Raw genomic sequence first — 14,165 nt, 5'->3', positions numbered from 1 at the left:
GGCGCGCGTGTGCGGCAGGAAGTCGGAACGATGAAATTATGGGGGGCGGACAATTGCGCCGATGGTCCGAGCTAGCGTCAAAACAGCCGCCAATTTGGCTTCGATTACGAGGAATACGCGGGGAATCCAGCGTGAAACTCATCCTCAATGAGAAGAACGATGGCAGCGCAAAGGGTTTTGGGCAGTCGTGAACTCCTTCTTTCTTGCCTGAAGTGATTGCGAAAACGGTCCGTTCTCAAGTCAGAGCAACGGAAAGGCAAGAAAAAGCCCGCACAAGGCGGGCCGGGAAGCGCGCGCGCCGCGAACGGCGCGATGGAACGTTAGGGCAGCTTCAGTACCGCGCCATGTTCAGATACTGCCCGGCGTTCCGGCTCGCTTGCATGCTCGCCTGATACTCGGCGCCCAGCGCCTGCTGCGCGGCCTGCGCGGCCTCGACAATTCGGCTGTCGATCTCGTGGATCGCCTTGAGCCGCGCCATAACCTCCTGCGGCTGGTGCGCGCCTAGCGCCGTCAAGAGCGGCGAGCGCTCGTCCGCGATTTGCGCGGCCCGCTCCCACTCGCCGACAGCGACCGCCAGTTCGAGCTCTTTCGTCATTTGCCAGATGCGCTCGATCGTTGCAACGTTCTGCATGACTCGCTCCTCGTTGCGCTCACTTCTTGTTCGTGGCGAGCGCGCCTGCGCTGTTGGCGCCACCGAACAGTTGCGTGAGGTATTGCGAGTTGCTGCTCATCGTCGCCATGAGCGTGTTGAGCGCCGTGAATTGCGCGGTGTACATGCTAGTGAGCTGGGCCTGCCACGCCGTGAGCGTCGTCTTCTGATTCGAGAGGCTCGTCAGCTCGCTGTTGATCGCATCCGTGCGGTTCTGGATGATGCCGCCGGACGAGGTGTAGGTCGTGATGCTGTCGTCCAGTTGCGCGGCGATGCCGTTCGTCGGGTTGAACAGCGAGGCTACCGCCGACTGTTTGTTCTGGAGCGCATTGCTGAGCGTCGTGTTGTCGACCGAGAGGGTGCCGTCCGCCTGGAGCGTGATGCCGATCGCGGCGAGCGTCGTCTTCGAGGTGCCGCTGCCCACGCCGCTGCCCACGATCTTGGCGAGCTGATTCTGGATCATGTTCACCGTAGAATCGCCGATCAGCACGCCCTGCGACGTCGAGTTCGCGTTGTACGCCGTCAGCGATCCCATCGTCGTAACGAGCGTGTTATAGAGGCTGACGAAATTGTTGATCGCCGAGGACTCTGCGCTGGTGTTCTGCGCGATCGTGAGCGTCTGCGTGGTGCCGACCGCCGCTGCCGTGAGGTTCAGCGTTACGCCGGACACGGCCGCCGTCACGGTGTTCGAGGAGCTGGTTACGCCGACACCGCCGAGCGTAAAGTACGCATCCTCGGCGGCTTGCGTCTGGGTCCAGCCCGTGCCGGTAATGGTCGACTGGCTGGGGTTGATTGCTTTGCCGCTGCTATCGGTACCCGTGAGGTCGCTCGCACTGGAGATCGACCTGCCAGCGGTCGTCGTCACCGCGAGTTGGTTGAGGGCATCGGCGTTGCCGCTCGCATCCTTATTCGAATCGTTGACAGTGACGCTGATGCCGCTCGACGCGCCGGTCGAGGCCGATTGCAGCACGAGGTGCGCGCCGTCCGCGCCCGTCACCACGGTCGCCACTACGCCGGGATTGTCGTTTGCCGAATTGATCGCCGATGCAATGCCGGCGATCGAGCTGTTCGAGCTATTCAGGGAAATCGTGCTGCTCTTGCCGTTGACCGTCAGGGTCATCGTGGCCGCGTCGGAAGCCAGGTTCGTGGCCGAACCGTAGCCCGCCGAGGTGAGTACTTGCGACGTGGCGACCTGCGCCACATTGAGCGAGTACGAACCCGCCACCGCGCCGGTGCTGGCGGTTGCAGTCACACCGCTGCCGCTCAGGGTGGTGGAGAACGAGTTGAGCGTCGCGCCGTCGCTGAGCGGCCCGGCGGCTGCCTGCAACGCGGACAGTGCCGCGGATAGCGTGCCGTATGCCGAGATCAGCGTGTTGTCCGCGGTCTGCTCGGCAGCGATGGTCGCGGCCTGGCCGGCGGTCTTGGCGTTGACGAGCGCGCTGACGAGCGAACTTGTGTCCATCGACGAATTGGTCGAGCCGCTAATGATCGACTGGGCGGCTGCCTGCACCGTGGCGTTGGCGCTTGCGGTCGTGGTGGCGACTGCACTTGCGATCGCGCTGGTGGTGGATCCGGTTACGGTGGACATGAGAAGGCTCCGAGCGTCGGCAATGCCGGTTAAAGCGATTTAACAAGCGGGGTAACGCAGGAAAAGACAATCGGGAGGCAAGCCTCCCGACGGGTTTGCGTCCGGCGCGCATCGAGCCGCGCGCCGGATGCCTGCAGCGGGAAGCGCCTTACTGGAGGAGCTTCAGGATCTGCTGCGGTTGCGAGTTCGCTTGTGCCAGAACCGAGATACCGGCTTGCTGAAGCACTTGCGCCTTGCTCAGGTTCGCCGTTTCTTGCGCGAAGTCCGCGTCCCGGATCGACGACTGTGCGCTCGACAGGTCGGTCGATTGCGCTTGCTGCGTTGAGCCAATGACGCTGAAGCGGTTTTGCGCCGCGCCCAGCGTTGCCTGGAGGCTGTTAAGCGTGTTCAACGCGTTGTCGATCGATTCCATCGCCATGCTGCCGCCGCTCTGGGTGCTGATGTCGATCTTTGCAACAGTCGACGGCGTGTTGAACGCATTGATCTGAGCAATTGCATTGGCGTTGTCGAGTCCAGCTTGAGCTGCGTCGACGGCACTTTGCGATCCGGTACCAGCGGCGAGATTTGCCTTGGCGGTACTGAGCGCAGTCTGGTAGGCGGACGCAGAGCTCACGGCGGCATCCGCAAGCGTCATAGCCGCACCGGTGCCGTTGAAGCTGCTGGCTGCCGCACCGAACACACCCGAGACTTCAGCGCTGGTCAGTGCCTGGTTGTTCTGATCCGTGAACGTGAAGCCACCGCTGCCGTCGGAGAGCACGTTGATGGAGGTGATCGTGGCCGTTCCAGTCGTAGCAGCACCGGCCGAGTCCAGCGACAGGTTGGTGAGTGTGCCGAGCGTATTGCCCTTTACCGGCACGCCGTTGCCGAGCTTCGCAGCCGACATGTCTTGCGTCAGGTTCAGGCTGATCGTCTGGCCAACGTTCGCGCCGACCTGGAACGACACGTTGCCCATCGTACCGTCGAGCAGGTTCATGCCGTTGAACGTCGTTTGCGACGCGATACGGTTGACTTCCGAAACTTGCTGTGCAACTTCCTTCTGCAGCGCTGCACGGTCATCGTCGGTCATCGAGCCGTTCGCCGATTGCGTAGCCAGCTGGCGGATACGCTGCAGGCTGTTCGTCAGCGACGCCAGGCCGCTCGATGCCGTTTGCACCATCGAAGTGCCGTCGTTCGAGTTCGACACACCCTGGTTCAGACCGTTGATCTGGGTCTGCATGATGTTCGAGATCGCAAGACCTGCTGCGTCGTCCGCTGCGCTGTTGATGCGCTTGCCCGACGACAGGCGCGTGATCGCCTGCGACAGTGCGCTACCCGAACCAGACAGGTTCTGTTGCGCGACGAGCGAGTTGATATTGCTGTTGATTCCGAGCATTGAAATTCTCCTGATGGGGCCCTCGGCCCAGTAACGGCAGCGGTTCGTTGGTTGGCCGCCTTGTTTGTGATTACGACCCCACCCGGGAAAACTTTAGCCACTTGTTGATACGCCCCTGCCCCCCTTCCTACGTCAGCGCGTCGCGGGGGACAGGTCATTAGAGATCGGGGGAACCTGGGCTTCGTCCTTCTGGTTTCCGCCGTTTGAGGCTCGGGGGCGTCGATGACCTCTTTCGCGTCGCAATGCTGATGCGTCGCGGATCGCGCTCGATGTGCGCCCGACCTTACGGCTTCGAAATACAAAGCCCGCGCTGCCCGTCATCGGTCGAATTGAACCGCGCTTCGCGCTCAATTCGGGCCGCCACCGCGCGAGCTCATACCTTAAGCTGCAAATCCACGATTCCCCCACGCCCACCGTGACCGCTACGAGCCCACTCGCCCCCACGCGCCAGCACATTCTGAGCGAAGCCACCGCCCTGAGCGCCACCGGACAGTTCGCCGACGCACTGGCGCTGCTTGCGCCTCTGGTCGGCACGGAGGCCACCCCCGAGGACGCGCAGCACGCCGATGCGCTCAACCTCGCGGCCGTGTGCGCGACGGGTGCGGGCCGGCCCGCGCACGCGCAATCTCTATGGTTGCGCTGCATTCAGGCGAAGCCGGATTTCGCCGATGCGTATCTGGGCCTCGGAGCGATGCTCGCGACCCTCAACCAGCTTGCCGAAGCGGAAGCGGTTTACGGACTGCTTGCTGCGATACGCCCCGAGGATCCCGATGTCCACAGCAATCGCGGCATTGTCCTGCACCGTCTCGGACGGCACGACACCGCCGAGGCCGCGTACCGCGTGGCGCTCGCTCTTCGCCCGAATCACGTCGACGCGAATTACAACCTCGGCATCGTGCTTCACGAGCAGCGCCGCCTCGACGAAGCGGAGGCGGCCTATCGCACAGCGCTCGCCGCGAATCCTCAATTTGCGAAGGCGAACAACAACCTCGGCAATCTTTTGTGCGAACGCGGCCGGATCGAAGAGGCTGAAGAAGCGTATCGGCAGGCTCTGCTCGCGCACCCGCAATACCCCGAGGCACTGAACAACCTGGGCGCCACTTACAGGACGCGCGGCCGGCTTCGCGAAGCCGAGCTGGCCTGCCGGCTCGCGCTTCAGATCCGGCCGGCCTACGCGGACGCGCTCAACAACCTCGGCTGTGTGCTCACCGAACTCAAGCGCCTGCCCGAGGCGGAAAACGCCTACCGGCAGACGCTTGCGTTGCGCCCCGCGTTCGCCGAGGCGCACTACAACCTCGGTTGCGTGCTGCACGCCCTGGACAAACTGGCCGATGCCGAATCCGCGTATCGCGACGCGCTTCGGCTCGCGCCGAACCGTGTCGAAGCGGCCAATAACCTGGGCTGCACGCTGCTGGCGCAAGCTCGCCTCCCCGAGGCACTCACGGCGTTTCGCCACGCGCTCTCATTGCGCGCCGATATCGCCGAAACCCACTTCAACATCGGCAGCATCGTGAAAGAACTCGGCGACCTGGAGCAAGCCGAAGCCGCCTATCGCCGCGCGCTCGCACTGCGCCCCGACTACGGCGACGCGAAGTTCCGTCTCGCCACGCTGCTCATCAGCATGGGCCGCTTCGAGGAAGGCTTTCTGCTCTACGAATGCCGCTACCACATGCCTGGCTTCGCGCATCACGCCTCGCAGTCGATGCTGCGGTGCCCGCGCTGGCGAGGCGAGCCGCTCGCCGGCAAATCACTGCTCGTTTGGCAGGAGGATGGACTGGGCGACATGCTGCAATTCGGGCGCTATCTGCGCCTCTTGAAGGCTCAGGGCGCCGCTCACGTCGCGTTTGCCTGTATGGCACCGCTACAACGCCTGTTCGCCGATGTCGATGGAGTCGACGCCGTGCTCAGTCATGACGAAGCCTCCGCGCGTGCCGGCGATTTCGATTGCTGGACCAGCGCGCTCAGCGCACCGCTGTATCTAGGCACGACGCTCGACACGATTCCGCCGCCCCTGCGCATCACCCTGGCCCCGTCGCGCGTCGACCATTGGCGCGCGCGCCTTGCCGCTCTGGGCGCGGGACACCGCGTGGGTCTCGTGTGGAAGGGCAACCCGAAACACCACAACGACGTGCACCGGTCGCTACCGTTGCTCAACTCACTTGCGCCGCTGTGGAGCCTGCCGGACGTGAAGTTCGTGAGCCTGCAAAAAGGCGCGGGGGAAGACGAAGCGCTGTCATTTCCTGCGAGCCTCCCGATCCTGCCTCTCGGCGCGGACCTCGAAGACTTCACCGACACGGCTGCGGTCATCTCGCAACTCGATCTGCTGATCTGCGTGGACACGTCGACAGCACATCTGGCAGCCTCGCTCGGCAAACCATGCTGGGTGCTCTTGCCGGCACGCGACGTGGACTGGCGCTGGATGCACGGCCGCGACGACTCGCCGTGGTATCCCGATACAGTTCGTCTGTTCAGGCGAGGGCTGGATGAACCGTGGCCCGCGGTCGCGGAGCGCGTGCGACAGGCCTGCGCTGCGTGGTTCGGCGCGTGACATCAACGCCGCGCTTGCGGTGCAGTGAGCAGACAATTAATTAGGCCTGTGCGCGACGCGCACCGCCGTCTGGCGATCTCCCTGGCGGCATATGCTCAACGATCATCCCGGTTTCGTCCGCGTGAGTCCCCCGCTCATGTTCGGGCGCCTTCGCATTCGGCTGCGACCGCCGGCAAAGCCGCCTCGTTCTCGATCCTCGCTCTCTTTTCCGACGCCGGAATTCAACCCGCAATTTGAGCCGGAATTACCATTCTTTTCATAATTAGGCTCAACCTGGGGGACTCTATACTGCCTCGACGAAATTCCGTTCTCGAATCTGGAACGCAGCAAATGCGCGAGTCACTTGCTGCTGGTCGTCCTCCGTCATGCCGAACCAAAGCGGCAACCGGATCAGCCGGTTCGCCTGCGATTCCGTCACCGCGAGCGAGCCGTGCGTGCGGCCATAACGCAGCCCCGCAGGCGAAGAATGCAGCGGCACGTAGTGAAAGACCGCATCGATCCCGTTTTGACGCAGCCGTTCCAGAACACGCTGTCGCTCGCTGAGCGATTCGACCAGCACGTAATACATATGCGCATTGTGCTGGCAGTGCTCCGGAACGACAGGCCGCCTGAGCATGCCTTTCGCCTCGAACGGCTCCAGCATGGCGTGATAGCGCGACCAGTTTTCCAGTCGCGTTTTCGTGATCTGCTCGGCCTCTTCGAGCTGGGCCCAAAGAAAAGCGGCAATCAGCTCGCCGGGCAGAAACGACGAACCGATGGATTGCCACGTGTACTTGTCGACCTGGCCGCGATAAAACTGGCTTCGGTTCGTGCCTTTTTCACGGATGATTTCCGCGGCTTCGGCGTATTCGGGCCGATTGACCAGCAATGCACCGCCTTCGCCCGAAATCACGTTTTTCGTTTCGTGGAAACTGTAGGTGCCGAGGTCGCCGATGCTGCCGAGCGCCCGCCCCTTGTACGTCGCCATCACCCCTTGCGCGGCGTCTTCCACCACCTGGAGATTATGGCGTTGCGCGATCTCCATGATCGTGTCCATTTCGCACGCAACGCCTGCGTAATGCACCGGCACGATCGCGCGCGTACGCGGCGTGATTGCGGCTTCGATCAGACGCTCGTCGAGATTGAGCGTGTCTTCCCGAATATCGACAAATACCGGAATGCCGCCGCGCAATGCGAACGCATTGGCCGTCGATACGAAGGTATAAGACGGCATGATGATTTCGTCACCGGGCTGGATATCCAGCAACAGCGCGGCCATTTCGAGCGCCGCGGTGCACGAGTGCGTGAGCAGCGCTTTATCGCAGCCGGTCGTCGTTTCCAGCCAGGTGTGGCATCGCTTGGTGTACGGGCCGTCGCCGGCCAGTTTTCCGTTGATGTGAGCCTGTGCAATGTAGAACAGCTCTTTGCCGCCCATATGGGGCTGATTGAACGGGATCTTTTTCATTTTATGACTCTAGTCTCGACGCAGAATTGCGAGTCCGAATCCAGTCGCTCCGAACCGGTCGCCGTTGTAAAGCATGTATCGTTCGTTTTTATGATCGAACACGTACGGGTACTCGATCATGTTGGCGTCCCAACCTTGCGGTGACGGCTCGATGCCGACTTCGTCGAGCGCGAGCACCCAGTTTCTGCCGTCGGCGCTTTTTGCATAACCGATCTGATAAGGCATGCCGCTGCCGCTGCGATACGAAAACCACATCTCGTAGCCGCCTTGCGGATGCAGACAAACGGTGGGGCGAGAAAACGCCTGTGCCGTGCCGAGTTGATGCGGCACGACCTGACCGTGACGGACCCACTGATCGCCGTCGTCGGAGGTGGCGTAGTTGAAGACGTGCAGCATTTCACCGTTACCGGCATTCCACGTCACGGTGGAGCCGTACCACATCTGCAAACCGCCGCCCTCGGCGCCCATCACCCACGGATACGACAAGCTGACGGGATCGCAGGCATCGGAGCCCATCAGCATTTCGACGCGACTTTCGTCGAGCATCAGATCGTCGGTAACGGGCACCCGGCCGATATCTCCGCGCCAATGTCCGCCTTCGGGGTTTTGCCAGCCCATGAACAGCATGTAGCGGATGCCGTTCGCGACATAGCAATTGCCGATACTCACGCCGGCGGCATAAAAACTGCCTGCGGGGCCGTGAATCAGGAATGGCTCGCGATGCGTCGCGACAATCTCGCGCCGGACAATATCGACATCGACCGCGCCGACCGACGAGCGATTTTGCTCATCGCGGCCGCTATAGAAGATGCGATAGACGTCGCCGTCCAGCTGCAAAGGCAGCGGATTAGCCGCGTGCGAACGCAGTTTGGGATGCACGCCTGTTTCGGGCGGGCAGAAGATCATTCGCTGCTTCTCCCACCGTGGCGTCCTGTTCATATCCCGCGGAGCCTTGTGCTGGGAACGCGCGAACGTTCCGTCGCCTGGCCGATATAGACGCCTTCGCTTTCGGCATTGGCCAACAGGATGGCGCCGGCGCCAACCACGCATCTATCGCCGATCTGAATATGATCGCGAAGCGTCGCATTGACGCCGATAAAACACTGCTCGCCGATCTTTACGCCGCCCGACACGACAATGTGCGAAGCCACGAAGGTGTGATCGCCGATCTGCGAGTGATGGCCGATATGATTGCCGCTCCAGAGCGTCACGTTGTTGCCGATCGTGGCGAACGGCTGGATCGTGTTGTCTTCGAGGATGAAACAGTTCTCGCCGATCCGGTTGGGGTCCGGCACATACGCACGCGAGCTGACATAGCTGGCGATGCCATAACCCATTGCCTTCGCCGCCAGATATTTCTCTTTGCGAATCGCATTGAGCTTCGAATAACTCAGAGCGATGAAGATGTCGTACTTGTCAGCGGGGTAAGTCGAGGCCAGCGATTCGAACGCCACCACCGGCCGACCGCAGAACACCGGCTTGTCGATCCAGGCCTCGTCGACCGTAAACGCGGCGACTTCACGATCCGAATCGTGCGTGAAGTAGAAGTGCGCGAGCTCAGCAATGTCACCGGCGCCAAAAATCACCAAGGGTTTCTTCATGGTTTCTGCCTTACGAGGATGGTGAACTCGTACAAACCGTAGTCGTGCAACAGCGCGACGTGCGGGGAATAACGGCGCTTGCAGAAATCGAATGCCCAAGCCGGGTCGGCGTAATAGAGGTAGTCGCGCATCTTGTCGCGGTCGGAATACGACGTCAAACAATTGAAGGAGAAACCTTCACGACTGGATTCGGCGATCACATCGAGCGTTGCTTTGACGTAGTCGAGCCACTCGCCGTCCGTGCGCTCCATCCGCACATTGAAAATGCCGCTCGCCACGCTATAGTCGGCCGGCTCGGCGGGGCGTTCGGTAAACAGGAATTTCGCGTTATCGGCTTCGGCATGGCGATTGCGTGCGGCGACCACCATGTCGTTGCTGATGTCGGTGCCGACATAACTGAAATCGCGATGCGTCGTCGACAGAAAGTCGTAATACGCGCCGTACCCGCAGCCGATATCGTTGATCGAAAACTGTCGATCCGGGGCGATCACTTTGGAAAGCTGGACGAATCGCAGCGTCTGGCCTTCCTCGCCGTTCCAGTCAACGCCGCGCGGGCTTTCCCCGTGCTCGCTGAGCTTGCCGCTGTAGTACTTCGCCACTTCGGCGTGAATCGTGTCGTTATTCCGGGTCATATTTTTTCCTGATTACTGTCGCGATTCGCGCTGCGCGAAATAAGCATCGACAGAGGCGGGCTCCTGATGACCGAAGCCTAGGATCGCCTGATCCCGGGGCGTCAACGCCGCCGAAGCCAGATTGGCTGGAATATTGATCTGCTGCTTGAGGTACGGAATGGTGAATACGTGATTCACCGCGCGGCGTTGCAATGGCGAACTGTTGATGCCGCCGCAGTGGTAAAGCATGCAGTCCAGCAGAATGAACGAGCCGGCTTTGGCTTCGACCTGAAGCGCATTGCGGCGCACGTATTCGTCGCTCGGGAATTTCTCGGACTTGTGCGAGGCCGGGAGAATAAAGGTCGCACCGTTCTGGCTCGTGAAATCGTCGACGCAAAAGAGCGCGTTGATGGCGATCGGACGCGACGCCACAAAATGCTGGTACGGCAAATCCCGGTGCCACGCGCCCTGGCTGTACGCCTCTCCAGGCGGATTCACCAGTGCATTCTGCTGATTCAGAATGAACGTCCCGGTGATGGCGCACCTGAGCGTATCGAGTAGCGCCGTATTCAAGGCCAGGTCGAGGAACGAGCGGCTATCGAGCGTCAGCGGCGAGCGCACCGTATGAAACTCGTTCAGACGGCGCAGGCGGTCTTCGCCGAAATGATCGATATAGGCGTGGCGCACTCGTTCGAATTCCGCCTGCAATGCCTGCAAACCGGCGGCGTCGTATCCGGCGTCGAGAACGGCATAGCCGACATTGCGGAGGCTTTCGGCCGCGAGTTCTGCTTCGGAGGTTCCCTGGACCTGTTCCGTTATGCCGTAACGGCCGGTGGGGACAGTGCGTTCGACGAACATGGTTTCAGTTTTCCCGTCTTCCGACATCACGACGCGACGTACTTCATATACTGCGCCGAGGATTTCCCGCAGTTGAACAGCAGGTCCAGGATGGTCACGCCGTGCGTGAACTCTCCCCACTGCTGCGGATACTCGGGATACCCGGCGTACTCGAACCACTGCAATTCGATTCCGGCATTCTGAAAAATGCTCTCGTCGACGTAGTCTTTCGCCGCCGGCCCCGAGATATAGGTCGCCCCCCCGGCTTGCGCACAGAGATCGGCCAGCCGCTCCGTTTTGCCATCCGCCAGCACGTAATCCGACGAACTCGTAATACGCGTCTTGATGCCTAGATACTTACAAATCTCGCTGATCAGACTTCGATTGAAATCCGAAAGCAAGACGAACGATTTTTCCTCGTAGAACGGCGCAAGCCAAGCCGCGATTTCTTCGAAGTGCGGCGCCCGGCGGTAGTTCTGCGTCAACGCCTTCCAGTGATTGCCGGCCCAAGGCGTCTCGCTGTCTATCTCCGTTTCATTGATTTTCTGGTCGTAACGGCCCTTGACGCGCACGGGCACCGTTAGCCATTGAACGCCTTGCGGCGTTTTGATCTGATTGCGATTGCGCCAGTCGCGTCGCGTGTATTGCATGTCGTCGTAGAGAATGAACTCGTCGACGGCCGCGATCATGTCGAAATATCCTTTCCACGGAATGTAGTTGGATTGGACGATGGCAACTTTTTTCATTGCACTTGCATTCCCGCTTGAATGGTTCCCGCCTCGGTCACAAGCGCCCAATCGAAAGTCGGCAGCGCGAGCAGTTGAGCGGCGGCGGCTTCGTATTCCCGCGGATTGGCGGCTTTCAGATATCGCAGTTTCGTCGTCCATTCCGGCAGGATGTCCTGCTGAGTAGTCAGCACAACACGAATCAAATCCCTATACGGCGTGGAGTCGATATAACCGAAGGTCCGGTCGATCTGCTCGCCGCAACCTTCGGGATCGAGAACGAGCACGCCGCGCACGATTTCCGACGCACTCTCCGTTTGCGACGGCGGCTCGGGTTGTTCGACACCCAACGCGCTCATTAGCGCGCCTTCCAAAGACGCGGGCAATTCGCGCAGCGAATGCCATCTGCGCACCTTGGCCTGCGCCGTATGCGCCAGTTGCCGGCGCAGCGACGGCGTCTCGATCAATTTGCCGATGGCATCGATCCAGTCTTGCTCGGTGTCGTTCGCCAGCAAGCCGTCGTAACCGTTTTGGATCGCCGCGCCATAGGCCGCGCGCGCGCTCGCGATGGTGGCCATACCGGCCGCGGAGAATTCCAGATACGACGCCGTCGAGCCGCTTTCATTGAAAGCGGTATTGTCGAGCGGCACAAGCGCGATATCGAGCTCGAGCTCATGCAGTTGACGCGCGCGCTCGTCGAGCGTCGGCGCGACTTTGACGAACCGGGCGCCCCGGCCTGCACCCCAGCCCGCAGGAGATGTCTCGCCCACGAACGCGAATTTGACCTGGTTGCCGTAACGGTCATGAATCTTGCGAAGCGCTTTGTCGAGCACCGCGAAATTCGACGCTTCCAGCGAATTGCTGAATACACCGATACGAACCACCGGCGCGGCCGCGCGAACCGGATGCTCGAAGAGCTCGAATACCACCTGGCTCGGTACGACATGCACGCGCGACGAGATCGCGCGATACGCGTCGGCCAATTGCTCATTGGCCACGATTACCGCATGGGCATGTTGCACGGCATAGTCGATCGATGCCTTGAACTGCTCGCTCTGCGCATCGAAACGCGCGTCCGTATCGTAGACAATGGGGATGCCGAGACGGAACAACTGTTTCAGCGCATCGAGCGAGAACATGCCGACGATGGCCCGTTGAAGCACGATCAGTTGCGGCGGATTTGTAAGGTCGACGTTGACCTGACCGTCCTGCAACCCTGACACGACTTCCCAGTCGTCCGGCGCGAGACCCAGCGGCTTGATGAGGCGCATGAGCGGCGCGGTGGCGCCTGCGGGATCGGCCGACAACAAAACCACGCGCTTTTTTGCGGGAATCAGGCCGGCTTGCGCGGCTTGCGCGGACGCGAATTTGCGCACACGCGCTTGGGTCCGATCGATGAAAGCTTCGAGTTCGCGCAGGAACGATTGATTGACCTGCTCGTAGACCTCGGGAACGCGATCGATCGTGCGCCGCGCATGCTCGATCTGTTCGGGCGAATTGCCCCACGCCGAACCGACATCGGTCAGGTAGCTCGGCGGCGGCATGTCGAGCATGACGTTATTCGGCAGATACACGACCGGGCATCCGCACAGCATCGCCTCGAAGCAGGCTGTCGAGGGCTCGTACGTGTAGAGGAATTCGGCCGACCGATAAAGCGCGGCAAGCTGTTCGGGCGTGCGCCGCACGACACGGAACGATATTTCCGTGCACCCTTCCGTAATCGGACTGAGTTGCCCCCCGCGGCCCAAATAGCGATTAATGAAGACCAGAGTGCCCGAGCGCTTCGTATCGTCGACGCCGTCGCGGTTGTAAATGCTCGTATTGATGAGCGGCAGTTGCAGCAGATCCGCTTCCATACCCGCAGGAACGACACAGCTTCCATGCGCGTAAATGAGGTCGTCGGCGCCCCACGTATATCCTTTCTGATGCAGAAAGCCCGGCACATTCAGCAGATAGCGGACGACGTGGCGGGCGTTGGCAGGATTGCCGCTCACGACCTCCGGATAAACGATGATCGGCTCGCGATTTTCGGCGCGATGACGCTCGACCTCCTTGAGCGTGAGCGTGGGCGTGCGCAGACCGGGAGACACCTTGTCGGTCGTGACGTAGGCTTCTTCGCCTGCCAGATTGAGCGCATGACACAGGTAGTGCATCGCGCGAATGCCGCCGGATGCAAGCGTGAAATCCGGCGCATAGACGTAGTACGGCGAGTTGAGCTTGGCAAATAATTGCAGCTGGCGATTCATGAGTTTCTACTTTGCCGGGAAGGGGAGCCGATCAGCGGATCGCTACAGATGAGGATGAGACTAAATCGGATTGGGCTCAAACAAACCCCCGAACTGACGGTCAAATCCTCGCCAATTCCTCTGCCAGTCCATTGAATCAGAAGAATCGGCGGTAATGGGTCGTGTTTGACGGGGGCGATCGAGGACCTGGCGTCGGCGCTTCATGCGTCGTGCGTGACGCTGCGCGGGGCCGGCGCGGCGTTGCTCGCCCGCGCGCAGGCCGACGGCGATGCGCGCGCCGATCGTGTGTTCGATTTGATTACCGGGGAGATTTTGGCGAAGCGCAGCGCGGGAACGGATTGACGACCTTGCCTTGCCCGCGCAATCGACCGCCGACTATGAACTCTAGGGGGAAAAATTCTTGGCGCGCCCGGCTGGGAGGGAGTGTCTGAATTTTTGTGTGCAAGGCGTCTGAACATTTCAGGCGTGGCAGGCGATCAATTTCATTCTAGCTGTTGGGTCGTGTGAAGCGATCCTCGTAGAGGATCGCGAACTGCCGCATGGC

At 61.1% G+C, this 14,165-nt stretch carries 12 protein-coding genes; 2 read left to right on the top strand and 10 right to left on the bottom strand.

The window, feature by feature from the left end:
• Positions 1-331: 331 nt before the first annotated feature.
• The 3 genes from ACLFKU_RS34520 to ACLFKU_RS34510 all read right to left on the bottom strand — a co-directional run bounded on the left by ACLFKU_RS34520 (position 332) and on the right by ACLFKU_RS34510 (position 3,609).
• Positions 332-631, bottom strand: a complete 300-nt coding sequence (locus ACLFKU_RS34520; protein ID WP_410852138.1) for a flagellar protein FliT — start codon at positions 629-631, stop codon at positions 332-334.
• Between the two features lie 19 nt (positions 632-650).
• Positions 651-2,237, bottom strand: a complete 1,587-nt coding sequence (fliD, locus tag ACLFKU_RS34515; RefSeq protein WP_410852137.1) for a flagellar filament capping protein FliD — start codon at positions 2,235-2,237, stop codon at positions 651-653.
• Positions 2,238-2,385: 148 nt separating this feature from the next.
• Positions 2,386-3,609: a flagellin gene (locus tag ACLFKU_RS34510; RefSeq protein ID WP_368585637.1), complete on the bottom strand. Its 1,224-nt coding sequence runs from the start codon at positions 3,607-3,609 to the stop codon at positions 2,386-2,388.
• A 415-nt stretch (positions 3,610-4,024) separates the two neighbouring features.
• Here ACLFKU_RS34510 and ACLFKU_RS34505 point away from each other — a divergent pair, with 415 nt between their 5' ends.
• A complete protein-coding gene (locus tag ACLFKU_RS34505; protein WP_410852136.1) occupies positions 4,025-6,157 on the top strand; it encodes a tetratricopeptide repeat protein in 2,133 nt (710 codons plus the stop codon).
• Positions 6,158-6,440: 283 nt separating this feature from the next.
• On the opposite strand, the gene rffA is transcribed toward ACLFKU_RS34505, so the two are convergent.
• Genes rffA through ACLFKU_RS34470 form a run of 7 tightly spaced genes read right to left on the bottom strand, consistent with a single transcriptional unit; the run spans position 6,441 to position 13,621 of the window.
• Positions 6,441-7,601 carry a dTDP-4-amino-4,6-dideoxygalactose transaminase gene (rffA, locus tag ACLFKU_RS34500; protein WP_368585635.1) on the bottom strand — a complete coding sequence of 387 codons (1,161 nt, stop codon included), beginning with the start codon at positions 7,599-7,601 and terminating at the stop codon, positions 6,441-6,443.
• Positions 7,602-7,610: 9 nt separating this feature from the next.
• Positions 7,611-8,480, bottom strand: a complete 870-nt coding sequence (locus tag ACLFKU_RS34495; protein WP_410852135.1) for a hypothetical protein — start codon at positions 8,478-8,480, stop codon at positions 7,611-7,613.
• Between the two features lie 56 nt (positions 8,481-8,536).
• Positions 8,537-9,301 (bottom strand): acetyltransferase, encoded by a 765-nt coding sequence (locus ACLFKU_RS34490; RefSeq protein WP_410852134.1) that lies wholly within the window; start codon positions 9,299-9,301, stop codon positions 8,537-8,539.
• Positions 9,199-9,834: a class I SAM-dependent methyltransferase gene (locus ACLFKU_RS34485; RefSeq protein ID WP_368585632.1), complete on the bottom strand. Its 636-nt coding sequence runs from the start codon at positions 9,832-9,834 to the stop codon at positions 9,199-9,201. The genes ACLFKU_RS34490 and ACLFKU_RS34485 overlap by 103 nt, the downstream gene beginning before the upstream one ends.
• 12 nt (positions 9,835-9,846) lie before the next feature.
• A complete protein-coding gene (locus ACLFKU_RS34480; RefSeq protein ID WP_410852133.1) occupies positions 9,847-10,671 on the bottom strand; it encodes a phytanoyl-CoA dioxygenase family protein in 825 nt (274 codons plus the stop codon).
• A gap of 26 nt (positions 10,672-10,697) precedes the next feature.
• Positions 10,698-11,396, bottom strand: coding sequence for a WbqC family protein (locus tag ACLFKU_RS34475; RefSeq protein WP_410852132.1), 699 nt, complete (start codon positions 11,394-11,396; stop codon positions 10,698-10,700).
• Entirely contained in the window at positions 11,393-13,621 is a 2,229-nt protein-coding gene (locus ACLFKU_RS34470; RefSeq protein ID WP_410852131.1) for a glycosyltransferase, read from the bottom strand. The genes ACLFKU_RS34475 and ACLFKU_RS34470 overlap by 4 nt, the downstream gene beginning before the upstream one ends.
• Positions 13,622-13,786: 165 nt before the next feature.
• Between ACLFKU_RS34470 and ACLFKU_RS34465 the strand changes: the two genes are divergently transcribed.
• Positions 13,787-13,963, top strand: a complete 177-nt coding sequence (locus ACLFKU_RS34465) for a hypothetical protein (RefSeq protein ID WP_410852130.1) — start codon at positions 13,787-13,789, stop codon at positions 13,961-13,963.
• The last annotated feature ends 202 nt before the right edge of the window (positions 13,964-14,165 follow it).

Source organism: Paraburkholderia sp. EG304, from assembly GCF_046543485.1.
In the GTDB taxonomy this organism is placed as follows: Bacteria; Pseudomonadota; Gammaproteobacteria; order Burkholderiales; family Burkholderiaceae; genus Paraburkholderia; species Paraburkholderia youngii.
Note: the sequence above shows the minus strand (reverse complement) of the source record. Positions and strands in the feature narration are given on the sequence as shown.

Coding starts and splice junctions, on each gene's coding strand:
- ACLFKU_RS34485 (WP_368585632.1), bottom strand. CDS start 9,834: ATGACCCGGAATAACGACACGATTCACGCCGAAGTGGCGAAGTACTAC.
- rffA (WP_368585635.1), bottom strand. CDS start 7,601: ATGAAAAAGATCCCGTTCAATCAGCCCCATATGGGCGGCAAAGAGCTG.
- ACLFKU_RS34470 (WP_410852131.1), bottom strand. CDS start 13,621: ATGAATCGCCAGCTGCAATTATTTGCCAAGCTCAACTCGCCGTACTAC.
- ACLFKU_RS34480 (WP_410852133.1), bottom strand. CDS start 10,671: ATGTTCGTCGAACGCACTGTCCCCACCGGCCGTTACGGCATAACGGAA.
- ACLFKU_RS34475 (WP_410852132.1), bottom strand. CDS start 11,396: ATGAAAAAAGTTGCCATCGTCCAATCCAACTACATTCCGTGGAAAGGA.
- fliD (WP_410852137.1), bottom strand. CDS start 2,237: ATGTCCACCGTAACCGGATCCACCACCAGCGCGATCGCAAGTGCAGTC.
- ACLFKU_RS34520 (WP_410852138.1), bottom strand. CDS start 631: ATGCAGAACGTTGCAACGATCGAGCGCATCTGGCAAATGACGAAAGAG.
- ACLFKU_RS34510 (WP_368585637.1), bottom strand. CDS start 3,609: ATGCTCGGAATCAACAGCAATATCAACTCGCTCGTCGCGCAACAGAAC.